Source organism: Polyangium sorediatum, assembly GCF_029946465.1.
Lineage (GTDB): Bacteria > Myxococcota_A > Polyangia > Polyangiales > Polyangiaceae > Polyangium > Polyangium fumosum.
The window spans coordinates 1-23,153 of sequence record NZ_JARZHI010000082.1 but is presented as its reverse complement, the minus strand read 5'-3'; the positions used below and the strand labels follow the sequence as shown (position 1 = coordinate 23,153).

The 23,153-nt window shown below is 68.8% G+C and carries 16 protein-coding genes; 9 read left to right on the top strand and 7 right to left on the bottom strand.

Translation table 11 applies throughout. The annotated features are described in order from the left end of the window. The first annotated feature begins 353 nt into the window (after window positions 1-353). The 4 genes from QHF89_RS43525 to QHF89_RS43510 are packed head-to-tail and all read left to right on the top strand — an operon-like array spanning window position 354 to window position 4,737. On the top strand, window positions 354-1,571 hold the full coding sequence (locus tag QHF89_RS43525; RefSeq protein ID WP_136971172.1) for an HNH endonuclease: 1,218 nt from the start codon (window positions 354-356) through the stop codon (window positions 1,569-1,571). Then, window positions 1,568-2,014, top strand: coding sequence for a DUF4265 domain-containing protein (locus QHF89_RS43520; protein ID WP_136971173.1), 447 nt, complete (start codon window positions 1,568-1,570; stop codon window positions 2,012-2,014). The genes QHF89_RS43525 and QHF89_RS43520 overlap by 4 nt, the downstream gene beginning before the upstream one ends. 57 nt (window positions 2,015-2,071) lie before the next feature. Next, the gene (locus QHF89_RS43515; protein WP_136971174.1) at window positions 2,072-3,619 is read left to right on the top strand and encodes a hypothetical protein; all 1,548 of its coding nucleotides are present in this window, start codon (window positions 2,072-2,074) and stop codon (window positions 3,617-3,619) included. Then, window positions 3,616-4,737: a hypothetical protein gene (locus tag QHF89_RS43510; RefSeq protein ID WP_136971175.1), complete on the top strand. Its 1,122-nt coding sequence runs from the start codon at window positions 3,616-3,618 to the stop codon at window positions 4,735-4,737. The genes QHF89_RS43515 and QHF89_RS43510 overlap by 4 nt, the downstream gene beginning before the upstream one ends. A gap of 168 nt (window positions 4,738-4,905) precedes the next feature. Here QHF89_RS43510 and QHF89_RS43505 read toward each other — a convergent pair whose 3' ends face one another. After that, complete coding sequence (locus QHF89_RS43505; protein WP_284721710.1) at window positions 4,906-5,640, bottom strand: RNA ligase family protein; 735 nt, start codon at window positions 5,638-5,640, stop codon at window positions 4,906-4,908. Between the two features lie 179 nt (window positions 5,641-5,819). On the opposite strand from QHF89_RS43505, the gene QHF89_RS43500 reads away from it, so the two are divergent. The 3 genes from QHF89_RS43500 (at window position 5,820) to QHF89_RS43490 (ending at window position 10,514) form a co-directional block, all read left to right on the top strand. After that, entirely contained in the window at window positions 5,820-8,351 is a 2,532-nt protein-coding gene (locus QHF89_RS43500) for a serine/threonine-protein kinase (RefSeq protein ID WP_136971176.1), read from the top strand. Between the two features lie 168 nt (window positions 8,352-8,519). Further along, entirely contained in the window at window positions 8,520-8,852 is a 333-nt protein-coding gene (locus tag QHF89_RS43495) for a DUF2325 domain-containing protein (protein WP_136935482.1), read from the top strand. Between the two features lie 18 nt (window positions 8,853-8,870). Continuing rightward, entirely contained in the window at window positions 8,871-10,514 is a 1,644-nt protein-coding gene (locus QHF89_RS43490) for an acyl-CoA synthetase (protein WP_136971177.1), read from the top strand. A 5-nt stretch (window positions 10,515-10,519) separates the two neighbouring features. Here QHF89_RS43490 and QHF89_RS43485 read toward each other — a convergent pair whose 3' ends face one another. Genes QHF89_RS43485 through QHF89_RS43470 form a run of 4 tightly spaced genes read right to left on the bottom strand, consistent with a single transcriptional unit; the run spans window position 10,520 to window position 15,820 of the window. Continuing rightward, the gene (locus QHF89_RS43485; RefSeq protein ID WP_136971178.1) at window positions 10,520-11,218 is read right to left on the bottom strand and encodes an STAS domain-containing protein; all 699 of its coding nucleotides are present in this window, start codon (window positions 11,216-11,218) and stop codon (window positions 10,520-10,522) included. A gap of 5 nt (window positions 11,219-11,223) precedes the next feature. Beyond that, entirely contained in the window at window positions 11,224-12,390 is a 1,167-nt protein-coding gene (locus QHF89_RS43480; RefSeq protein ID WP_136971179.1) for an FIST signal transduction protein, read from the bottom strand. Window positions 12,391-12,448: 58 nt separating this feature from the next. Then, complete coding sequence (locus QHF89_RS43475; protein ID WP_136971180.1) at window positions 12,449-13,477, bottom strand: threonine ammonia-lyase; 1,029 nt, start codon at window positions 13,475-13,477, stop codon at window positions 12,449-12,451. A gap of 15 nt (window positions 13,478-13,492) precedes the next feature. After that, window positions 13,493-15,820 carry a GH92 family glycosyl hydrolase gene (locus QHF89_RS43470; protein ID WP_284721709.1) on the bottom strand — a complete coding sequence of 776 codons (2,328 nt, stop codon included), beginning with the start codon at window positions 15,818-15,820 and terminating at the stop codon, window positions 13,493-13,495. A 70-nt stretch (window positions 15,821-15,890) separates the two neighbouring features. On the opposite strand from QHF89_RS43470, the gene QHF89_RS43465 reads away from it, so the two are divergent. Together QHF89_RS43465 and QHF89_RS43460 are read left to right on the top strand one after the other, a co-directional pair. Beyond that, a complete protein-coding gene (locus QHF89_RS43465; protein ID WP_284721708.1) occupies window positions 15,891-17,474 on the top strand; it encodes a serine/threonine-protein kinase in 1,584 nt (527 codons plus the stop codon). A 12-nt stretch (window positions 17,475-17,486) separates the two neighbouring features. Further along, the gene (locus tag QHF89_RS43460) at window positions 17,487-20,360 is read left to right on the top strand and encodes a TonB-dependent receptor domain-containing protein (RefSeq protein WP_136971183.1); all 2,874 of its coding nucleotides are present in this window, start codon (window positions 17,487-17,489) and stop codon (window positions 20,358-20,360) included. Here the strand turns inward: QHF89_RS43460 and QHF89_RS43455 are convergent, their stop codons facing one another. Both QHF89_RS43455 and QHF89_RS43450 read right to left on the bottom strand, forming a co-directional pair. Continuing rightward, window positions 20,361-21,347 (bottom strand): NAD(P)H-quinone oxidoreductase, encoded by a 987-nt coding sequence (locus QHF89_RS43455; RefSeq protein ID WP_136971184.1) that lies wholly within the window; start codon window positions 21,345-21,347, stop codon window positions 20,361-20,363. A gap of 52 nt (window positions 21,348-21,399) precedes the next feature. Beyond that, window positions 21,400-22,971: a type 1 periplasmic-binding domain-containing protein gene (locus tag QHF89_RS43450; protein WP_284721707.1), complete on the bottom strand. Its 1,572-nt coding sequence runs from the start codon at window positions 22,969-22,971 to the stop codon at window positions 21,400-21,402. Between the last annotated feature and the right edge of the window lie 182 nt (window positions 22,972-23,153).

The following is a 23,153-nucleotide window of genomic DNA, read 5'->3' as shown; positions in this document are numbered from 1 at the left end:
CGCTGCATTCCTGCGGTCGGTGTTTGCATCCATGGGGTCGACGTGTGCCGCCACACGTCGAGGGTCTGCCTTGGGGGGGAGTGGGCGTGCCTTCGCGGGTGGAGGGGGTGCCTTCGCGGGTGGATGGCGTGCCTTGGCGGGGGTTGGGGATGCATCCGTGGGGGAGGGGGTTGCCGCGCGGGGGCGGGGGCGTGCAATCGAGTGCTTCGGACATTGTGCGTCTGAGCCGCGGACGATCGAGCTTGCCACCGCGTCGAGGCTTGTTGCAGAACGGACCGCCAGGAAGAACGCGGGCCCGCGCACAGCGCCACGGGGGTGGCTTGGTGTGGCCTGCATCCACGGAAGGCATTCCCATGGCCTGGTTGTCGAACCGTTTTGTTCGGCTTTGGCTCCTCGTGCTCGTCGCTTTTGGTGTCTCGATATGGCTCCTCGGGTGCGCCGCGACAGGCGCGCATACGCAGGCGTGGGCGCAGACGACGCCGAACGGAATCAGGTTGTTTCGCATATGCCGGCGCCATCCCCACGTCGGCCCGAATGCACGTTATTGGTACGACGTGGGGGACGGGACGCCTCGAACGACGTTCCTTTCGCTCGACGAACTCTTGGCGGGCCGAGAGGCCAAGGCCGTTTATATCCATGACGCCAACGCGCCCTCCGAGAGCCGGAAATTATTAGGAATTGCGTTCCAGCATCTCCCCTGCGACAAGCCGCCGCCGCCCCCGCCGGAGAAGAAGCTCGCGGCGAAGGAGAAGGAGGACGGAGAAAAAAAGGGCGAGGACCAGAGCGCCGAGCCGCCGACGTCGCGGCCGAAGCCGCTGCCGCGACCGATCGCGAGACCGCCGGAGCGGGAGCGGTGCACGGCGTATCGGGAGCCAGGCCAGACGCGGCAACGCCGCGGCGCGGGTTCACGTACGTGCACGAGGATTCTGGCCAAGCGGCCTGGCGAGGAGCCGGCCGTCGCGGAGAATCGACCCTACCCGGTCGAGGCGCCCGTGCCAAAGGACCCGAGCGAGGTGCAGCCGGGTGAAGTATGGAGGTATGAGGAGTGGAGCCAAACCCCGGAGGAGACCGCGCGGCTCGAGCGAGCCTACGAGTGCCTCGCGGGCGTTTGCCATGCGAGACACCAGAACTTCCAACCGAAGGGCGGGAAGAAGCCCGCCGGGAAGCACAATGGACAGTCCCTGTCAACGGGGAGTGGGAGCGGTGGGGGAGCGGGCGCGCCACGGCCCGCGCCGAAGACGACGGTCAAGACGACGACGAAGACGGTCGCGAAGCCGAACGGCGCGGCAGGGGGGAGTGCTGGCGGGCCGAGAGCTGGCAAGCCATTCACAGCAAAGGGTAAGGCAGAGATCGATGCGGCCAACGCTGCGCGAAATGGAGGCGTCAACGTGTGCGAGACATGCGGTTCCCGAGCTGTACCCGCTGAAAAGTCCCAGCGCGGAGTCACCCCACCAGGAAACGAGCGTCATCGTGACCACCAGATTCCTCGAAGCAAAGGTGGCAACGGTGACCCCTCCAATGGTCAGATCCTCTGCCGCGACTGCAACCTGGAGAAACGCGACAAGCCATGAACGATCAACAGCTTCCTGAGCACGTCAAGATTCTATTCGATGTCGAGAGCGAGGACGGGACCGTCGATCTCGAGAGTCTGTGGGCAATTCCCGTGTCAAACGGCTACAGGATAGACAACATCCCGTTCTACGCCCGAGGCGTGGCATGCAACGACATCGTGGCGGCCACTCCGGATGAAGGCGGCATGTTGCGCTTTTCCGGGCTGGTCACGGCATCCGGTCACAGCACCGTCCGCTTGTGGTTCGAAGATGAAGCGGATGTTCCCGTTGTGCGAGAGCAACTCCGACAAATGGGCTGCGAGTCCGAATTGGATTTGCCTCGACTCGTTGCCGTAGATATCCCGCCGGCTGTTTCTTACAAGGACGTGCGCAAGTTCCTGGAGCAACAGGAGGCCGCCAGGGTTTTCGAATACGAGGAGGGCTGCCTGGGCCATGCGCTCTAGACCACGAGTTCGGTCGGGCAGTGGTAGCGCCGCAGCTCGTCCAGGACAACGCGCGGCATGTCGAGCACGCGCGTGGTGGGCGTCATCGACGAGGCGACGCGGGCGGCGCTGGTAGAGCTGATCGACGATCTCCAGCAAAGCGTTGTCGACCTGCAAAACGAGCTCGCGAGCCTCGCCGCGGAGTTCGGCGCGCAGGCGGACGCGGTGGCGGACTTCCTGACGGCGGACGCGCGCGCGGGCGGGTTCCATCCGGAGGATCCGTTCAACTACGGGCTCGGCCCGAGCGGGACGCCCTCGGTCGACATCCCGGATCTTTCGGGTGTGCCGGGCGCGTTCGAGCCGGGGAAGGATCCTTATGCCGCGTATGCGGATGCGGTGATCGCGGCGCTCGAGGAGGACGTCTCGGGTGGCGAGGTCATCGATCGCGGCTCGTTCGTCGCGACGGTGCGCGCGTGGCGGGCGAACCAGGCGGCGATTGAAAAGGCGCTCTTGTCGGGATCGGGCGTGACGCAGGCCGAGATGAGCGCGTTCTTGAATGCGCAGAACAAGGTGACGAGCCACCTCGAGCAGTACATGGACGCCGCGGATTGGTTTTTGAATTCGCAGGTGCCGCCGGACGTGCGCGCGCAGGTGGACGGGGTCTTGAAGAACCTGTACGGCGCATACGCGGACGAGTTGAAGGACGCGCTCAATGCAATGGGGGTCGGCGACGGGGGCACGATCGATCTGGAGAAGACGCACCTCTTCCAGATGATCCGGGCGTTTTCCGCGGGGGTGTCGGAGCTCGGCGACGTCACGATGCCCTACGTCGACGTGATGGTGACGATGACGCACGCGGCGACGCGGATCGGGATCGGGTTCGTGCCGTACGTGGGGGCGGCGCTCGATTTGTGCGAGGCGGTGACGGGGAAGGAGTTTTGTTTGCCCGTCGGGAGGGATCTGTCGCTCGGCGAGCGGATCTTCTCGGCGGTCGGGACGGGCGTGGGGGCGGGCGTCGCGTTCCACAAGGGAATGAAGAATGCGCCCATCGGCGCGGTCGGGAAGGCGACGGCGCAGGGCGTCGTGGAGTTCGGGCCGGAACTCGTCGAAATGTTGCGCACGAGTCGGATCAAAAAGTGGAGAGTGCTCGAACGCGGTGGCTACAAGCTCAGCGAGAAGCTCGAGCACGTGTTCGAGCGAGATGTGGCGCTCTACTTGATCAAAAAGGAGGGCCACAAGATGCTCGCGCTCGGGGACGGCGAAGTGCGCAGATTGCTGGACATCGTCGAGAGCTCCCAGACGCGGGGCGTCTCCAGGGCTTGCGATTTCCTCACGGTCACGCCGACGAACGGGCTCGTCCTCAGCGATTCGAAGTTTGTCGGCCCGATGAGCGTCGTGAACGTGCCGAAGGCGCTCAGCCAGTTCAACAACGTCATGGCCGCGCTGGGGAAGAAAAACGTTGCCGGCTTCGTGGAACGGGTGCAGATTGTCGTGCCGAATGGGGCAAACCTCAAGGAAGGTTTCCTGAGGGTCGGAGATGGGACGATGAAAAATGCTGATGGAAGCCTCGTGAGGGTCACCGGAGCGAAGAACATCAGCCTCGTCGTCCACCTGGTGGAGATATGAGCGAGCCGAGAAGCTACTGCGAGCCGGACAGTGCCCCCCCTCCTGATAGCGATCCTTACTGGGATTTGGACTACGATCCGGAGAGCCAGCCTTCTGCACGCCTGCCGATAGCAAGTTTCTTCGCGTGGTGCCCGGACACGAACCGACTGGAGACCTTCCTGCGGCTCCTCTCCGCCTGGGTGCGACCGTCCGCAAAGCTCGAAATCAGCGACCGTCGGTCCGGAGACTCGGCGGACGTCATCCTGAGGATGGAGGAAGCGGCGCCTCACCTCCGCCGTGAGTATCGCGAGTATGGGTACGTGTTCGTGGACTTCGATTTCGACGTGCCCCCCGGTGTTACATTGCGCATGAGCGCAAGTTTGCGTGCCGATCACCTCCTTGGGGCTGATCGGGGGCCGCTCTGGGTGAGTTGCGATTTGTCCCCGCTGCCTGAGCAAATTCCCTACATGAAGCGTCTTGGTCCCTCCACCCTGGCGATCGAGTCGGCCCTTGCCTGGCAAATCGCGATGCAGCATATCCACGAGATTCTCGAGCGGATCTTCATGTCCATGGCGGGCTTCACGACCGGAGGCTGCATCGATTACTACAGTTGGCTCTCCCCCATCCGCATGGGCTCGACCTACCATGCCGACGGCAATCCCGCGCGGGATCTGGCGATGTCGTGGCTGCGCGAGCATCGTAACAAGATGGTAGAGCTCGGGCTCGTCGCGGGCTTACCTCTCGACGTATTGCGGGAGCGCGTCCAAGCTGCGGCGTATGGGGAGAGCATGTGGGTGATGGATGGTGAGCGGTTGACGCGCGAAGAGGTGATCGAAGCCATCTCCCTGCCCCCGGAAGCCTTGGTCGCAGCCCTCGAGGTTTGCGCTGCCAAGCGACATCCGGAATGGGAACACTTGGAGACGGAGCTCCCTCGCGTGATCGAAGAGCTGGAGAAAGCCGAGGCGGAGGATGTGGAGATGATCGCCGCGACGGACGACCACCTTGCCTTCATCCAGGAATGCTCGCCTGCATATGTGGAGCGGCTGGACAACGGCGGCATTCTCCTCTTCGCCCATCCTTGCCGCACGCTCTGGCCTCTCTGGTCGGATGCGCTCTCGCTGCTCGGGATTCGGCCGTAGGGAACTCTGCCTACCGTCTCGATGGGCCGAAGCGTCGCCGCTTTTGCCCTGGCCTGTTCGATGAGCTGCGCATCGCGCAGGTCATCGACTGCGGGTCCAGCCCCTGGCTGGTCCGGGGTGAAGGGGGCGGAGAGCCCCCTTCTGGGGCCTGGGGCAACGCCCCAGCGCTCACCTCGAAGGCCGTCGTTCGAGGGCTCGTGGCTCCTCCTTGCCCTGTCCCTTCGGGGCCTCGTCCTTCTCCAGGGTGACCTTGAACAAGCCGCCCGAGGCTGAGTGGATGATGACCACGCCCTCGGGCTGCATGAAGCCGGGCGCGGCGCGTGAACCCTCCTTGCGGAGAAGGGCCAGCGCCTTCTCGGTGACGGCGCGGATGTCCATTCCCTGCGCCAGCACTGGGACGACGCCGCAGCACGCCGGACGCTCCGCGTTGTCTCCCCAGCGTTGGGTGTCGAAGAGGCTGAAGCGCTTCTCCTGCAAGCCGTAGCGCCGCTGGATGCCTGCTCCCCACCACTCGCCGTAATGCAGGCCTGGCCCGAGGCCGTTGATGAGCTCTTCCCGATGTTCCTCGACCCAGCGCGCGAAGCCGTAGTTGTCGTCCTGCGGCGTGATCCACTTGGACCTGGACCCTGCGAGGAGGAGCGTTGGGTTCGGCGCACCGGTTTGGTGGGAGACGGGCTCGCCGATATAGATGCACCCATTCGTCCCGTCGATCTTCTCCGTTGCGATGCATAGCCGGTTGAGGCGCGGGATCTTGGGGAACTGCTCGAACGGCGGTCTGCCAATCTCGGTCATGAAGAACTCTTTACGGTCTGTCCCTGGTCGCGGGCCAGGAGAAAGCCCTTCCACCACGAAGCCTGTCACGGCCTGTTCGATGCGCTGCGCATCGCGCAGCTCATCGACCACGGGTCCAGCCCCTGGCTGGTCCGGGGTGGAGGGGGCGGACAGCCCCCTCCTGGGGCCTGGGGCGACGCCCCAGTGCGTCGTCGTCGCCGACACGCGCTTGACGCCGCTTCCCCTGCCGCGCGTGCGTGGGTATAACGGCGCCGCGCGCGTTTTGGGGGACAACCGAGAGGAGCACGTCCGTGGGCGACGATCGGAACGACGAGGGAGCCTTCGCCCCGGGCATGCACCACGACGACGCGCTGCCTGACCTCGATCCTGAGCCGCGATCCATCGCGCCGCCGAGCAGCATCCCGCTCTCGCCGGGCACCGTTGTCGCTGACAAGTTCGCGCTTCAGCGGGTGATCGCCTCGGGTGGCATGGGCACGGTGTTCGAGGCGTGGGACACGCTCATCGAGCGCAAGGTTGCGCTCAAGCTCATGCACCCGCACTACACCACTGATCCCTCGATGGTGGCCCGCTTCCGCCGCGAGGCGCAGGCTGCGGCGCGCGTGCAGCACCCGAACGTCGTGAACGTGCTCGAGGTGGGCCGCCGCCGTGACGGTGCGTTTTATCTCGTGCAGGAGCTGCTCGTCGGACAGACCTTGCGTGAGCACCTCGACGCGCGTGGGCCGCTCGAGCCTGACGAGGCGCTCGCGATCCTCGTGCCCGTGATGAGCGGCATCGCCGCTGCGCACGCGTCCGGCATCATTCACCGGGATCTCAAGCCCGAGAACGTCATCCTCGCGCGCTCGCCTTCGGGCGAGATCATCCCGAAGATCATCGACTTTGGCCTCGCCAAGCTCCATGAGCCGGGCAAGCAGAGCCTCACGCGCCTCGGCATGCTCCTCGGCACGCCGCAGTACATGGCCCCCGAGCAGGTCCTCGCCGAGAAGATCGACACGCGCGCTGACGTGTGGGCGATGGGCGTCGTCACGTTCGAGATGCTCTCGGGCGTGCAGCCCTTCGGGGCGGACGGCCTTGCCAGGCTGCTCGCGAAGATCGTCTCGTCGGATCCGCCGCCCTCGCTCGACTTTGTCGCGCCCAAGGCGGCCTGGCCCTTCGCGCCTGCCGTCGCGCGTGCGCTTGCGCGTGACCTCAAGGAGCGCTTCGCCACGATCCTCGATTTCCGCGACGCGCTCTGCGAGGCTCATGGCGGCACGCGCTTGCTCGTCGGGCATGCGGCGCCGAATCCGGGCCAGTTCGTGGGGCCGGGGCTCGCGGACGTCGTCCCGATCGAGGACCCGGTGCTCGACGCGCCGGTGCACGACCTGCCGGACGGCTTCGGCGCTCATCTGCCCGAGGACGGCGGTGGGTACGTCCGGGTCAACCGCCCTCCGCCTCCGCTGCCGCCGCGCCCCGGCACGCTTTTGCAGCGGCCGCGCGTGCCTGTCTTGACCCCGCTGCCGGCTTCGCGGACCGAGTGGGGCGGCTCCGAGAGCCACGGCCACACGGACGAGGAGGACCCCGTCAAGCTCGCCGAGGAGGCGCTCGACGTGAATGCCCTCGACGATGCGATCCGCTGGGCGCAGATCGCGCTCGAAATCCCTGGCGAGAGCGAGGACGTCCGCGGCAAGGCCTGGCTCGTGCTCACCATCGCGCAGCGCTGGCTCGGCCAGTACGGCGAGGCCGCGCGCGCGGCGCAGGAGGCGATGGCTCGCATGCCGCGCGGCTCGAACGGCTGGCATGCCGCGTTTGGACACCTCGTCATCGCGTACGGCTACCTCGGCCGCAAGGATCGGCTGCTCGCGCGCGTGGACGAGCTCGTCCAGCTCGAGGAGGAGGAGGGCGTCACGACCGAGGCGCACCTCGTGAGCGCGTGCCGGCTCGCGATCTTCGTCATTCGCGCGGGCGTCCCGCAGCTCGGCCGCAAGCTCGCGCGGGATGCCCACAGCCGCGTCGCGCGGGCGGGCGTCGTGGGCCCCTTCCTCCGGGCTTGGCTTGCCGCGGCCCGCGCCGAGATCGCCATCTTCGAGGGGGATCCGGCGGCGTACTTGCGCCGCGTCGAGGCTGCCGTGGATGGCTTCACCGAGGCGAGTGACATCCGCAACGCCTGCGTGCAGCGGACGAACGTCGGGCTCGCGTACATGCACCTCGGCGCTTACGATCGCGCCTGCTTTGGCTTGCGGCGGGCCGTCGCGGTGGCCGAGCCCATGCAGCTCGATTTCTTGCCGTTCGCCCAGGGCGCGCTCGGGTATTGCCTCGCGCACCTCGGACGGGACGCCGAGGGGCTGCCGATCATCGAGGCGGCCCTTCAGACGTCGCGCCAGCGAAACGATCGGCGCCGCGAGGCGGGGCTGCTCGTCTACGCGGCGCGGATCCGGGCGATGCAGGGCGATCACGGCGGCGCGGTGACGCTCGCGCGCACGGCGGCGGAGGAGGCCGAGGATCTGCCGCCCAAGCGGGCTTATGCGCTCGCGGTGCTGGCGGACGCGCTCCTCGCCGAGGGGCACGCGCTTGCCGCCCTGGCGCCCGCGAGCGAGGCGGCGAGCCACCTCGACCGGATCGGCGGCATCGAGGAAGGGGACGCTTTGACGCGCCTCGTGCAGGCCCTCGCCATGCACGCGACCGGCCAGGAGCCCGAGGCCAGGCGCCGCCTCGGCGAGGCGCGGCGGCGCCTCTTGGAGAAGGCCGACAAGATTGGCGATCGGCGCTTCCGGCGCAGCTTCCTCGAACAGGTGCCGGATCATCGGCGCCTGCTCGAAACCGCGTCGCAATGGCTCGGTCCGGCGTGAGGGGCACTTTGGCGTAGCGACCGCCACGGAGACACCCCCCTTGCCAGCTTGTCAGAGCGTGCTTCGGGCGGGTCGACATTTTGACCGGGAATAAAGCGTCTCCCCCTGTGAAACACGGGGAAATGGCGATGGTCTGCGCTGGCCCGGAGCTTGCGATGGACGTCTGGCATGAGCCGAGAAGCCCTTGCCAGAGAGGTCGAGAAGGATTCGCGTGGTGGTCGAACCGTGCTCGTGATCGGCGGCAGCGGGGGAATGTCGGACAGGTACCGTGACGTCGCCGAGAAGCACGGGTTTGCCCTTCGTCACTACGAGACGCGCGTGCCGAAAGGGGTGCGTCGCGACGTGGGGAAGGTCGCGCTCGTCATCATCATGGTGACCATGGTCTCGCATGCGCTCCGGGATCAGGTGCACAACCTCGGGATCAGCGACGCGCCCGTCGTGTACCTGCGGAGCGCGTCCGTCTCGGCGTTACGAGGCGCGCTCGAACAGTGGGAGGCGTGATAGGCTCCGCCCTCGAGCATGAGCACGAAACGGAACCCGTACGAAGAATTGCCCCGCACGAAGGCGAATTTCGCCCCGCTTTCGCCTGTCACGTTCCTGGAGCGCGCGGCGGCGGTGTACCCGGATCGCGTCGCCGTCGTGCACGGCCGCATCCGTTTGACCTGGTCCGAGGCGTACGAGCGCGCGCGGCGGCTCGCGTCGGCGCTCGCGCGACGCGGGATCGGCGTGGGGGACACGGTGGCCGTGCTCCTGCCGAACATCCCGGCCATGCTCGACGCCCATTTCGGCGTCCCGATGACGGGCGCGGTGCTGAACACGCTGAACACGCGCCTCGACGCGGCGACGATCGCGTTCATGTTCGATCACGCGGAGGCGAAGGTCCTCCTCGTCGATCGTGAGTTCTCGGGGACGGCGCGGCAGGCGCTCGCGCTCGCGCAATCGAAGCCGCTCCTCGTCGACGTGGACGATCCGATGTACGAGGGGCCGGGCGAGCGTCTCGGCGCGCTCGAATACGAGGCTTTCCTCGCGGAGGGGGATCCCGCGTTCACGGCACGCGTGCCGGAGGACGAGTGGGAGGCGATCTCGCTCAACTACACCTCGGGGACGACGGGGGATCCCAAGGGCGTCGTGTATCACCACCGCGGCGCGTACCTGAATGCCATCGGCAACATGGTCACGTGGAGCATGCCGAAGCACGCGACGTACCTCTGGACGCTCCCCATGTTCCACTGCAATGGCTGGTGTTTCACCTGGACCATGGCGGCGAACGCCGGGACGAACGTGTGCCTGCGCAAGGTCGACGCGCGCCACGTCTTCGAGGCGATCCGCGAGCACGGGGTGACGCATTATTGCGGCGCGCCGATCGTGCACGCCATGCTGGTGAACGCCGATCCCGCGCTCCGGGAGGGGATCCGGCACCGCGTGCACGCCATGGTGGCCGCGGCGGCGCCGCCGGCGGCGATGATCGAGGGCATGGAGCGGATGGGCTTCGATCTCACGCACGTCTATGGTTTGACCGAGACCTACGGGCCCGCGGCCGTCTGCGAGAAACACGAGGCCTGGGCGGAGCTCGACATCAGCCATCGGACGGAACGCATGGGCCGCCAGGGCGTGCGGTACCTCGTCGAGGAGGGGCTCACCGTGATGGATTCCGAAACGATGGAGCCCGTGCCCGCCAATGCGGACGTGATGGGCGAGGTCGTGTTTCGCGGGAACATCGTCATGAAGGGGTACCTGAAGAACCCGCGCGCCACCGAGGAGGCATTCCGGGGCGGCTGGTTCCATACGGGGGATCTCGCCGTCCTCCAGCCGGACGGGTACGTGAAGATCAAGGATCGCTCGAAGGACATCATCATCTCGGGCGGGGAAAACATCTCCTCGCTGGAGGTGGAGGACACGCTGTATCGCCACCCCGCCGTGCTCGCCGCGGCCGTCGTGGCCGCGCCGGATCCGAAATGGGGCGAGACCCCGCTCGCGTTTGTCGAGACGAAGGAAGGCGCTGCGATCACCGAGGCGGATCTCATCACGTTTTGCCGGACCCACCTCGCCCATTTCAAGGCGCCGCGCAAGATCGTCTTCGGCCCGCTCCCCAAGACCTCGACGGGCAAGATCCAGAAATTCTTGCTGCGCGAGCGTGCGCGTTCGACGGACGCGATCGAATAGAAAAATCAGGAACGGGCCGCGCGGGGGGGCCGGGAGGCGTGGGCGATCGCCTGCTTCAGGCTCGATCGCGTCCGGATGCGCGAGAGGTCCACGCCGAGCTCGATCACCGTGCGGGCCACGTCCGCGCGCAGGCCCGTGAGCTCGACGTCCGCGCCGAGCAGGCGGACGGCATGCGCCACCCGCAAGAGGTGCTCGGCCGTCTCCGCCGTCATCGCGTGAATGCCTGTCAAATCGATCACGACGTGCCGCGCCGACGAACGCCCGACCTCGTCGAGCAGCGCGTTCGTCATGGTCTCGGCGCGGCGCGCGTCGAGCTCGCCGATGAGCGGGAGCACGACCACGCCGTCGAGCACGTGGAGGATCGGCGTCGAGAGCGCGAGGATCGCCGCATCTTTTTCATCGAGCGCCGCCTCCGCCTCCTCGGCGCTCGCTTTTTGCATGTTCGCGAGCGTGGCGAGCCGCTCCTCGTTTCGCACCGCGCTCACCTCCAGATCCCGCACCGCGGCCTCGGCCGCGCGCGCCCTTTGTCCGAGCTTTCGCAGCGCCCGCGCGGCCTCGTGGTGGCGCGCGACGAGCCCGCGCACGATCGGCGAGGCGCCTTCGCCGAGGAGCGGGCATTCGTCGCAGCCCCCGAGCTGATCGAGGAAATCGTCGAGGGAATGCGCCGCGCCTTCGTGTTCGAGCACGCAGGAGGTGCAACGCATGGCCGTCAGCCCTCGAGCAGCGCGAGGGTGAAGGTCTCGTTGTGGCACATGCAGACGCCGTCGACGGGGGACAGCTCGCCGTGCGTGTAAAACCCGATCTTCGGGATCGACCCGAGCCGCGCCATCGGCTCTTTCAGCTCGTCGCGGTACCGCGTGCCGAGCACGAGCTTGCGCGCCATGCAATCGAAGAGGAGCGCGCACGAGGGGTTTGGCAAAGAACGCAAGGCCTGCGCTGTCGCCTCCTCGGCGGCGCGAATCACCTCGTCCCGCGTCCCCGTCGTCATGCGCACCAGCGTGCCCTCGGGCAAATCCCCGCCGAGGAGGAGGGCCTTGCGCTGCACGTCGATGCCCGCGACCGCCCGGAGCACCGCGATTTCCCCTTCGGCCGGCCGGCACGTGCCTTCGAGGCCACCCACGACCGCGAGGGGGAATTCGACGGCGAGCGAGGCCACGGCGGCCGCGCGGGGGCCGAGGTATTCCTGGTACAGCTCGAGCGCGGGGCGATCGTCGATCGTGAGGAGCACATTCCCCTTCTCGACCGCGGTGATCCGGTGCTCCCCGCCGACCGGGATCCAGCCGCTCCGCGCCGCCGTCGCGATCCGAATCGGGCCCGAGAACACGGCGATGGATGCGCCGCCCGTGATGACCTCGCCGTCCGCGATCTGATAGGCCCGGACGAACTCCCCGAGATCCCCGGCGCCTCCGCCGACCATGGGGAACGTCGCGCCGAGCGCGTCTTGCAAGCCGCGAAGGACGTGGGGCCCGTTGCAGCGCAAGCTGTCGTAGAACACGAGGATCAGGCTCGGATCGAGGGCCTGTGCGCGCTCGCCGAGGCGCCGCCCGAGGCCCCGATCGTCGCCGTCCCTCGACACATCGAGGAGCGTCGCCACGCGCAATGCGCTGCCGAGGCGGAACCCCATCGCCGTGACGGACTCCGTGAGGCCGCCCTTGCCGTCGATCTCGGCGAAGCTCGAACACCCCGCGATCCGCACGCCGCCGCCGAGGCGGCCGCGCAGGCCGTCGAGCACGGCGCGGCCTTCGTATTTCGCCGACGCGAAGAGCAGAACGAAATCGGGCCGGCCGCCCATCACGTCGACGAGCTCGTCCGCGGCGTCGCGGCCGGCGAGGCGGGCGTCGTCGTGGACGATGGATACCGTGGACGCCTCGATCATGGTCTCCCCTCCTCGAAATCATCCGATGGTGGAGGCATGTTCGCGGGCCTGTCAAGGCTCAGGCATCGCTTCGTCCTGCCTCCGGAGGCGAAAGAATGCCCCGGAGCGTTGCTTCCGATACGTTGCGTCCGGTAACGACATTCACAACCTTCGGCCGCGCCACACCGGTCCGCGCGAGATCGATCTTCCCGGCGAGCAGCGCGGCCGCGCCCACGGCGGCCGATCCCTCGACGACGAGGCGCTCCTCGCGCAGGAAATGGCGCATCGCCTCGGCGACCTCGGCCTCCGTGACGAGGACCATGTCGTCGAGGAAGCGCTGGCAGAGGTCGAACGTGATCGAGCCCGCCTCGATATTGCCCGACAAACCGTCCGCGAGGCTCGGCAGCTCCTCGGCCTCGGTGATGCGGCCCGCGGCGAGGCTTTTGTGCATGGCGGGTGAGGCCTCGCTTTGTACGCCGATGACACGGGTGCGAGGCGCGATTGATTTCACGTAGAGCGCGATGCCCGCGGCGAGCCCGCCGCCGCCGACCGGGACGAGGACGAGATCCACGTCGGGGAGGTCCGCGAGGATCTCGATCCCGACCGTGCCCGCGCCGGCGATGACGTCGGCGTCGTTGTAAGGCGAGACGAAGGTGAGCCCCCGCTCGGCCTCGATACGCCGGCCGTCGGCCTCCGCGACGTCGTAGTTGCCCACGGAGACGATGAGCTCGACGGGATACCGCCAGAGCGATTCGAGCTTGGCCGGAGAAACCGTGCGGGGCACGACGAGCGTCGCGCGCGCGGCGAGCGCGGCGGCGGCGTGCGCGACGCCGAGGCCGTGATTGCCTGCGGATGCGGCCACGAACCCGCGCCGAAAGACCTCCTGCTCCTCGTCGCGCAGTCGCAGGAGCTTGTTCGCCGCGCCGCGCACCTTGAACGATCCGGTGGGCTGGGAGAGCTCGAGCTTGTGGAAGACGTCGGCCGGGATCGTGGCCGAGAGCGGCAGGCTCGGATCGAGCGGCGTGGTTCGACTGAGGCCGCTCAGGGCGAGCCTCTTCGCCGCGGCGAGCACGTGCCGCGGCGAGACGGAGGGGAGGGGAGCGCTCATGGTAGAAAGGGTTTGTCAGGGGGTGGTGACGCCGAAGGGGCCGGGGGCGGGGCCCATCTCGAAGCGGAGGGTGCCGCCCTGGGCGAGGTCGCCGTGGAGGATTTCGGGTTGGTCGAGGGCCTTTCCGTTCCAGGTGACGGCCTGCACGTAGATGTTCTCGGCCGAGACGGCGGGGGCCTCGATGACGATCGTGCCGGCCTTCACGGTGATCTCCATGCGGGGGAAGAAGGGCGCGCCGAGGATGTACCGATCGGTGCCGGGGATCGGGTAGAAGCCGGCGGCGGTGAAGAGGTACCAAGAGGAGAGGGTGCCGCCGTCGTCGTTGCCGGCGAGGCCGCCGGGCTGGTCGGTGTAATGGGCGCGCGCCACCCAGCGGACGTATTTTTGCGTGAGGTCCGCGCGACCGACCTGCGCGAAGCCGTAGGCCGCGTGGATGTCCGGCTCGTTTCCGTGCCAGTAGGCATTGCGCGGCGCCGCCGACGCGAAGTTGTCCTCGATGGGGCGCTCTTCCAGGTCGGCGACGGATTCTTCGAAGAAGCGCTGGAGCTTCTCCACGAACGGCGCTTGCCCGCCGAGGAGCTCGGCGATCCCGGGGATGTCGTGCTGCGCCCACAGGCTGTGCCAGCCGTTCGCCTCGGCGTAATGGTCCGAGATGGAGTACGGGTTGTACGGGCTCTCGATGAAGGTCCCGCCCTCGTCCTTGGCGCGGAGGAAGCCCGTCACGGGGTCGAAGAGGTTTCTGTGGTTGTTCGCGCGCTCGGCGAACATGGCCGCGTCGTCCGCCTTGCCGAGCGCCTTCGCGAGGAGGCCGAGCGCGAGGTCGTCGTGCGCATATTCGAGCGTGTGCGAGACCGAGCGGCCGACGCTCGACGGCACGTAGCCGTACTCCATGTACGGCACGACGTCCCCGCGCCCGCCACGCCCGCCGGGCGGCTCGACCGAATCCACCGCGGCCCGCCGCGCGATGGTATAGGCGCCCTCGGCGTCGAAATCCGTGACGCCCTTGAGGTAGCTGTCGGCGAGCACCACGTCGGCGCTGGCCCCGATCATCGTGCCCGCCTCCCCGGTGGCGATGGGCCACTTCGGGAAGAAGCCGGAGATCTCGGCCATCGCGTGCAGCGATCGGACGGTGTCGCGCGCGGCCTCGGGCGCGACGAGCGAATAAAACGGGGTCACCGTGCGGTAGGTGTCCCACAGCGATTGATCGGTCAGGAAGGAAAAACCTTCCGCGGTGTGCTCCTCGCCGCCGTAGAGGTACTTTCCGTCGACGTCGCTCGACGCGGTGGGCATGAGGAACGCGCGGTAGAGCGACGAATAAAAAATACGCCGCTCGGTCTCGGTGCCGCCCCAGAGCTTCATGCGGCCGAGGAGGTCTCCCCAGGCTGCGGCCGTCTTCGCCCGCGTGCCGTCGAAATCCCAGTCCGGGATCTCGGCTTCGAGGTTTTTCGTGGCGTTCTCCAGCGAGACGAACGAGAGCCCGACCTTCAATTCGACGGCCCCGTCCGCGCCGAGGTCGAACGAGAGCGCGAAGCCGACCTTCGTGCCGCTGCCCGACGTCCCCTCCGCGGGCGCGTCGCCGTTCGACCAGACCTCGGCCGCTTTCCACGGCGCGCGCGTCCGGGCGTCGAAGAAGACGTCATACCCCCCGAACCCGCCCGACATCCCGCCCACGTGGTGCAGTTTGCCCCGGATACGTTGCGCCTCGGGCTCGAGCGTGAACTCGGCCTGCGTGACCTCGCCCCCGCTCAGGTGATGGTCGAGATCAAAGACGACGTGCCCTTCCTTCGTGCCCGCAGGATACCCGTGGCGGTGGTGCGCCGCGTGCCGCGTCGCCGTGAGCTCGCTGCGGATCGTGCCCCGATCGAGGGTGACCGCGTAATACCCGGGCGAGGCCGTCTCCGTCGCCTTGTCGAAGTGGGATTCGTAGCCGGGCGCCAAGAAGCGCGACGCCTCGAAGGCGTCGATCGGCATCACCCCGAGGACGCCGTAATCGGTCGCGCCCGTGCCGTGCAGGTGTAGGTGCGAAAACGCCCGGACCTGGTCGTCGCCGGCCCAGTAACCGGAATAATGCAAAAAATTGATGGTATCGTAGGGGCCTCGGGTATCGGGGCCGACCTTCGCGAGCCCGAACGGCGCCGCCGCGCCCGGGAAGGCGCTCCCATTCGCGAAGCCGAACCCGCCGCTGCCGACGCGCGGATCGGCGTAGATCAGCGGATCCTCGACGCGCGTGGGCTGCGCCGTGGGGACCTCCTGCGGATCGAGGGTGCACGCCGTTCCGCCGAGGACGTGCGTCACGCCGAGCAAGAGGAGGGGCGCGAGGGGGCGATCGAGGCGAGGGCGCATACGCGATGCGAACACGAAGAAGCCGGGGGCGTCAACCCGAGCCTTGCGACGACGCGCGAGATCCCTTAGCGTGGATTCCGCGCTCGGCATGAAGGACCTCATCGGCGGCCGATATCGGATCGAACGCAGGCTCGGCGCTGGCGGAATGGGGGCCGTCTACGAGGCCACCGATTCGCAGGGCGGCGCGCGGGTCGCGGTGAAGGTCGTGACCGCGGAGGTCGCGCGGAACGAGCTCTTGCTCTCGCGCTTCGAGCGCGAGGTGCGCGCGGCGCGGGCCCTCGACACGCCCCACGTGGTGCGCGCGATCGACGCAGGGCGCGACGGCGACGAGGGCCTGCCCTTCCTCGTGATGGAGGTGCTCGAAGGCGAGGACGTGCGGGCCGTCTTCAAGCGCCTCGGGCCGGTCCACCCCGATCTTGCGGTGCGGATCGTGGCCCAGGCCTCTCGCGGGCTCGAGGTCGCGCACGCGCAGGGCATCGTGCATCGCGACGTGAAGCCGGCGAACCTGTTCCTCACCCGCGGCCCGCAGCCCGGCGAGCGTACGGTCAAGATCCTGGATTTCGGCATCGCGAAGCTCGCCCCCGATCCGGAGAGCATGGCGCAGGCCGGTGAACTGACGAGCTTGACGCAGACCGGCAGCATGCTCGGCTCGCCGCTCTACATGGCGCCGGAGCAGGCGCGCGGGCACAAGCACATCGATGGCCGCGCGGATCTGTGGTCGCTCGGCGTGGTGCTCTACCAGGCCCTCACGGGCGTGACGCCGCACCGGGACAGCGGCGCGCTCGGCGATCTGATCATCGCGATCTGCACGGAGCCGGCCGAGCGCGTGGAGCGGCTCGCGCCGTGGGTGCCGCCCGCGGTGGCGGCGGTCGTGCATCGCGCCCTCGATCTCGATCCCACGCAGCGTTTCCAGAGCGCCGCCGAGATGCACGCGGCGCTCGTCGCGCTGCTGCCGCCGGGCGAGGCGAACGCCGGGATCCACGAGCGAATGCTGGTGCCGCTGCCCGAGCCCGAGCGCGCGCGCCTCTCGGCCCTGCCGCGCCCGCCGAGCGGGCCGCAGACGTTCTCCGAGACGCCTTCCCGTGGGGGAGCTCCGCCCGGACCCACCGAGCTTCGCTCCCAAGCGCCCGGGGTCCCGGCTGCAAGCGGCCCGTACGCGATGGTGGATCCCCCGACGACGCGCTGGTCGGGCGCGGCGCTCGGCATCTCGGCCGAGACGCCCGCGGCCATGCAGATCGGCGCGCCTTCGTCGGCGTTCGCGGCGGTCACGCAAGCGACGCCGCCGAAGCGCCGCTCGGGCGCGCTGCCCTTCGTCGTCATGGCGGCGCTCGCGCTCGTCGTGGGCGGGAGCGTCGCGTTCGTGGGGCTGCGGGCGCCGGAGGGGGCCGGACAGACCCCCGCCGGACAAACCAATCCGGGACAAACGGCGCCCGGGATGACGCCCACGAATACGCCGGTCGTGGAGCCTCCGGCGACGACGGCGCCGGCGCGCGCGTCGGCCGAGGCCGAGGTGCTGGCCGCGCCGAGCGCCGCGCCGGTCGCCGCGAGCGTGAGTGGCTCCGCCCGAGGCCTCGCGCCCTGGCCCCGCGCCTCGTCGCGCGGATCCGCCGCGCCGAAGCCCACGGGCAAGAGCGACATTTACCTGGGTCGGTGACGCGTGTCCCTGATGCGGCCTTCTCGTGTCCTCGGCCCCGTTCTCGCCGCCGCGCTCGTGTTCCTCGGCGCGCCGCGCGCCTCGGCCGACGGTCTCGCGGACGAGGCCGAGCTCCATTTCCAGCTCGGCGCCGCCGATTACCAGAAGGGCGAGTACACGAGCGCGCTCGAGCATTTTTTGCTGTCGAACCGGCTCGTCCCGAACCGGCGCGTGGTATTCAACATCGCGCGTTCGTTCGAGCAGCTCCGGCAATGGCCCGACGCGCACCGTTATTACGTCGACGCCCTCGCCGGGGAGACGGAGCCTGCGGCGATCGAGGCCTCGAAATCGGCCATCACGCGCCTCGCGCCGAACGTGGCGGTCCTCGACGTCGTGACGGATCCGCCCGGCGCCACGATTTACATCGATCGAAAGGACCTCGGCTCGCGGGGCCGCGCGCCGCGCCCGCTCGCGGTGAACGAGGGCAAATACCGCGTGATCGCGGAGTTCCCGGGCTACGAGCCCAGGGCGAGCGAGGAGGTCGTGGCCAAGCGCGGGAGCGAGACCCGCGTCTCGCTCTCGCTCACGCGGATCGTCGGCAAGGTGAAGGTGACGGTGACGGGCGCGGCGCGCGCGGCGGTGCGGGTCGACCAGGAGTCAGGGGAGCCCGCGTGCATCGCCCCCTGCGAGCTCGCGCTGTCGCCCGGCAAACACGAGCTTTACGCGACGACCGAGGGCGCGTCCGCGCCGGCGCGGACCGTGAACGTGGTGGCGCGCGAGACGACCGAAGTGAACGTGACGCTGCGGCCGCCGGTGGGGACCGTCGTCGTGGGGACGACGGAGCCGGGCGCGCTCGTGAGCATCGACGGGCGCGCGGCGGGCTTTTCTCCTGCGGTGCTCAGCGACGTGCCCGCGGGCGCGCGGAAGGTGCGCGTGAGTTTGCCCGGGCACGCGCCCGTGGTGCGCGACATCGTGGTGCGGCAGGGCGAGCAGGTGGATCTCGGCACGCTCGACCTCGTCCCGCTGCGCGAGGTGACGGCGGCGTCGCGGTTCGCCGAGCGGATCGAGGACGCGCCGAGCTCGGTCACGGTGATCGATCGGCGCGAGCTTGCGGCGTTCGGGTACCCGACGATCGCGGAGGCGCTGCGCGGCGTGCGCGGCATCGCGATGGCGAACGATCGGGCGTACGCGTCGGCCTCGATCCGCGCGATTGGCCAGCCAAACGATTATGGTAGCCGCGTGCTCGTGCTCTCGGACGGGCAGGCGCTCAATGACAACCTCCTGAACAGCTCGTACATCGGCTCCGACGGGCGGGGCGATTTGCACGACGTGGACCGCATCGAGATCGTGCGCGGCCCGGGATCGCTGCTGTACGGCGCCGGCGCATTCTCGGGCATCGTGAACCTCGTGACGCGCTCGCGCGAGGAGCCCACGGGCGTGCACGTGGGGGTCGGGAGCTACGACGGCGCGGTCCTGCGCGGGCGCGGCGGGTTTCACCTGCGGAAGGGGCAAGACAAGGGAATCTGGGCGAGCGGGTGGGGCGCGCAATCGGACGGTTTTGATCTGGAGGTGCCGATCACCGGCCAAACGGAGCCGCTCCGGGTGCGCGGGGTCGAGGCCTTCCAGGCGGGCGGCACGGCCGGGCGCGCATACTGGGGCCCGGCCACGTTGCAATGGCTCGTGCACCACCGAACGCAGGCGACGCCGGTGGGCGCGTACGCGACGCAGGCCGGCAATCCCCGGACCGCGTTCGCGGATACCCGCATGATGGTGGAGGCGCGCTTCGAGCCGCGCCTGACGCAATCCCTGCAATTGCTCGTGCGCGCGCACGCGAACCGCTACACGTACGACGGGGTGTATGCGTTCGACGGGGAGCTCGACAACATCGAGTCGTTCGCGGGGACGTGGATGGGCGGCGAGGCGCGGCTCGTGTATTCGCCGGGGCCGCGGCTCCGCGTCACGGTGGGCGGCGAGGGGCAATGGCACCCGGAGGCGACGCTCCAGGGCCGCGAAGACGTCAATCGCGTCACCACGGAGCGTTACCTCGACGAACGGCGTCCGTACCAGTTCGCCGCGGGATATGCGCTCGCGGAGGGCGCGCCGCTTCCGTGGCTCCGGCTCTCCGGCGGCCTGCGCATCGACGTGTACAGCACATTCGGCGCGGTCTTCGTGCCGCGGGCGGCGATCATCACGCGGCCCGTGCGAGGCGGCACGCTCAAGCTGATGGGCGGCCGCGCGTTCCGGGCGCCGAGCATTTACGAGCAGCTCTACAACGACAACGGCCAATCCCAGGAAAAACCCCTCCAAGCGCTCGACGCCGAGAAGATCTGGTCGGGCGAGGTCGAATACACGCAACGGTTCCTCGAAGATTGGGCGGCGCTCGTGGCCGTGCACGGCAGCCACATCGACGGGCTCATCTTCACGAAGCCGATCCCGGGCAGGCCCACGGTGGCCTACGCGAACAGCGAGACGGGCATGCTCGTGCTCGGCGCAGACGCCGAGATCCGGCGCGAATGGCGCAAAGGATGGATGCTCGCCGCGACGTACGGGTATCAACGCGCGACGTACCTCGACGATACGCTCGCCGATCCGCGGGTGCGAAACGTGCCGGAGCACCTGGCGGGTTTTCGCGGGGTGATCCCGGTGTTGCCCTCGATCGCGTCGCTCGGAGTCCGCATGACGCTGGAGGCGCCGCGCCTGCTCGTGGACGGCAGCTCGACGGGGACCCAGGTCGTGGCGGATTTGACGGTGTCGGGCGAGGTGAAGTCGTACGGGATCCGGTACGTCGTGGGGCTCTACAACCTCGCCGACCGCCGCGTGCTCGCGCCGGTGACGGACACATTCCGGAGCCGGACGATGCCCCAGAATGGGCGGACGTTCCTGGTCGACCTCGTCGGAACGTATTGATCAAGTCCGCGCGTCGAGCAGGACCTTGCCGAACGAGACATTCGACGCGACATAGCGGTGCGCCTCGGCCGCCTCCGCGAGCGGAAACACGCGATCGACGACGGGCCGCACGATGCCCCGCGAGAGCCACGGTCCCAGCGTGCGATCGAGCAGCTTCGCCGCCTCGATTTTCTCCTCGATCGGCCGCGACCGGAGCACCGTGCCGATGACCTCCAGCCGCTTTTGCAAGATCACGCCGAGCGGGACCTGCGCGCTCGCCCCCGCCGTCAGGCCCACGAGCACGATGCGGGCCCTTTTCGCGGCCGCGGCGAGCGTCTCCGGGACGTAGGCGCCGCCCACGAGGTCGAGCACGACATCCACGCCGGCCCCGCCCGTCCGCGCGAGGACCTCGGCCGCGAACACGCCACCCGGCGCGACGATCCCCTCGTCGAGGCCGAGCTCGCGGCATCGATCGAGTTTGTCCGCGGTGCGGCTCGTGCCGATTACGAAGCAGCCGAGCGCGTGGGCGATCTGCACGCCCGCCGTGCCGACGCCGCTGCCCGCCGCATGCACGAGGACCCGCTCGCCGGCCACGAGGCGGCCACGCACGACGAGCGCGTCGAGCGCGGTGAGAAACGCCTCGGGCACGGCCGCGGCGTCCTCGTCGGAGAGGTTCGCGGGCGCAGGGACGACCTCGCGCTCGTGCGCGACGAGGCGGTCGGCATACGCGCCGCCCGCGACGATGCCATAGACGCGCTCGCCGCCCGCATACCGGGTGACGCCGGGGCCGACGGCGTCGACGGTGCCGACATATTCGAGGCCGGGGATGTCGGCAGGGACGCCGGGCGGGGCAGGGTAGAAGCCGGCGCGCTGGAGGAGGTCGGCGCGGTTGACGCCGGCGAGGTGGACGCGGACGCGGACGTGGCCGAAGGGCGGCTCGGGATCGGGCAGGTCGCGGAGCTCGAGGACCTCGGGTCCCCCGGGAGAGCGAATGACGACAGCGCGCATGGCCGGCCTGTAAGCGGCCCGGGGCGGCGACGCAAGCCGCGTGGTGGCTCGATCAGGGAGGATCCTTGACCGTGACGGTGACGAAGTTGTCGTTCGACACGGCCCAGACCTCGATGCGGCCCGGGGCCTCGCCGGTCGCAGGGTCGAAATTGAGCGGGCCGGACGTGCCGGCGAGGTTGATGCTCCCGCCCGCGGAGAGCGTGCTTTTTCCCTTGGGCCAGGCGGTCGAGGTGATGTCGACGAGATCGCCCATGGCCAGGCGCCCCATGCCCTCGGCCACCTGCCGGCCGTCGTAGTCGGTCCCGTCGCGCGAGGCCCAGATGACCCCATACGCGCCGACGTACGTGGCGTCGTACGCCTGCGCGGTGAACGAGAAGTTGGCTGGATCCGTCTGGAACTGCGACTTCATGTTCGCGCGGAAGGTCTCGTAAATCTGCCCCGACGGGCTCGCGGGCGCAGTGCCCTGCGAGCCCGCGATCATCTGCTTCACCTCGGCAGCCAGGTTCGGATCGAGCAGCTTCGTCGCGTCCTTGGCGCCGTCCGTGAAGAAGAACTTCCGCCCCGCGACCGGCTTGCCCACCATCGCCTTCAGGATCTCGACGGTTTGTCCCGCTTGAACCGTGATCACGAGGACGCCAGCGGGGTTGTACGTGTCGACGTCGGCGGCGAGCGTGGCGAGCGCCCCGGTGTCGGCGAGCTTCGCCTCCTCGATGGGGAAGAGCTGAGATTTGTCGAGGCCATACGCCTCCCGGAAGACGGTGGCGAGGCCCTGGCCGTAGGCGTCGCTGACGTACACGACGGCGACGTTGCCGCCAGCGACGACCGGATCAAGCTCGATGACGTCGTCCGCCATGACAACGCCCTGGCGCGTGTCGCTGGGGCACGTGCGCCAGAAGAGGCCCGGCTCGCCCGCCGCAAGGCGATCGTCGGCGTCCGTGAGCGCCGGGCTCGTCGCCGAGGGCGAGATGATCACCGTGGGATACCCCTTCTCCTTGAGGCGCGCGATGAGGCGGAGCGAGTCCGACGAGGAGAGGGGCCCAACGATGTACGGGACGCCGAGCGTGCCCGCGAGGTAGTCGAGCGCAGCCTGGTTCAGCTCGTCGCGCGCCGCGCCCGTGGCCGTGTTGTTCTCACCGCCATTGTCGCAGACGACGACGGCCATGCGCTGGCCACGGTTGAGTTTGTCGCTCGCATTGATCTCCCGCACAGCGACGCGCACGGACTGCGTGAGGACCTCGTCCTTCGTCTCGCCAATCGAGAAGATGCTGCCGATGACGAGCGGCGCGTCCGGGCCAGCAAGGGGCCGGTCCGGCAGGTCCGCCGGCTCAAAGATCGTGCTGCACTGCGGGTGCTTCGGGAACGCCGAGACGCAGACGCCGTCGACACACGCGCCGCCGCCGCCGATCCTACGGCAATCATGGCCCGTGGAGCACGGAGGAGGATCGGTGCAGTACCCCTCGACGCAGGTGCTATTCGGCCCGATCGCGAGGACACACTCATCATTGCTCGTGCAGTCATCCTGCGTGACGTTGCCGAGCGAGCACGCGCCCGAGGCAACAAGGGTCCCGCCGGTCACAAGCAAACCAAGAAGGATTCCGGTTCCCCGGAGAAGTCGTGCAAGCATGGCAGACCCCAAGCGTACGACCCTTGAAGGTCGCCGAGAAGCCCGACGAAGAGGCCAAGTCTCATCACGGGCCGCCCGCGCCCGGGGCGCCGCCCCGGACCCCGCGGGGGGCTGTCCGCCCCCTCGACCCCGGACCAGCGAGGCGCTGGACCCAGGGTTGAAAAACTGCGCGGTGCGCAGTT

Coding starts and splice junctions, on each gene's coding strand:
- QHF89_RS43525 (WP_136971172.1), top strand. CDS start 354: ATGGCCTGGTTGTCGAACCGTTTTGTTCGGCTTTGGCTCCTCGTGCTC.
- QHF89_RS43520 (WP_136971173.1), top strand. CDS start 1,568: ATGAACGATCAACAGCTTCCTGAGCACGTCAAGATTCTATTCGATGTC.
- QHF89_RS43515 (WP_136971174.1), top strand. CDS start 2,072: ATGTCGAGCACGCGCGTGGTGGGCGTCATCGACGAGGCGACGCGGGCG.
- QHF89_RS43510 (WP_136971175.1), top strand. CDS start 3,616: ATGAGCGAGCCGAGAAGCTACTGCGAGCCGGACAGTGCCCCCCCTCCT.
- QHF89_RS43495 (WP_136935482.1), top strand. CDS start 8,520: ATGAGCCGAGAAGCCCTTGCCAGAGAGGTCGAGAAGGATTCGCGTGGT.
- QHF89_RS43490 (WP_136971177.1), top strand. CDS start 8,871: ATGAGCACGAAACGGAACCCGTACGAAGAATTGCCCCGCACGAAGGCG.
- QHF89_RS43485 (WP_136971178.1), bottom strand. CDS start 11,218: ATGCGTTGCACCTCCTGCGTGCTCGAACACGAAGGCGCGGCGCATTCC.
- QHF89_RS43480 (WP_136971179.1), bottom strand. CDS start 12,390: ATGATCGAGGCGTCCACGGTATCCATCGTCCACGACGACGCCCGCCTC.
- QHF89_RS43475 (WP_136971180.1), bottom strand. CDS start 13,477: ATGAGCGCTCCCCTCCCCTCCGTCTCGCCGCGGCACGTGCTCGCCGCG.
- QHF89_RS43470 (WP_284721709.1), bottom strand. CDS start 15,820: ATGCGCCCTCGCCTCGATCGCCCCCTCGCGCCCCTCCTCTTGCTCGGC.
- QHF89_RS43460 (WP_136971183.1), top strand. CDS start 17,487: ATGCGGCCTTCTCGTGTCCTCGGCCCCGTTCTCGCCGCCGCGCTCGTG.
- QHF89_RS43455 (WP_136971184.1), bottom strand. CDS start 21,347: ATGCGCGCTGTCGTCATTCGCTCTCCCGGGGGACCCGAGGTCCTCGAG.
- QHF89_RS43450 (WP_284721707.1), bottom strand. CDS start 22,971: ATGCTTGCACGACTTCTCCGGGGAACCGGAATCCTTCTTGGTTTGCTT.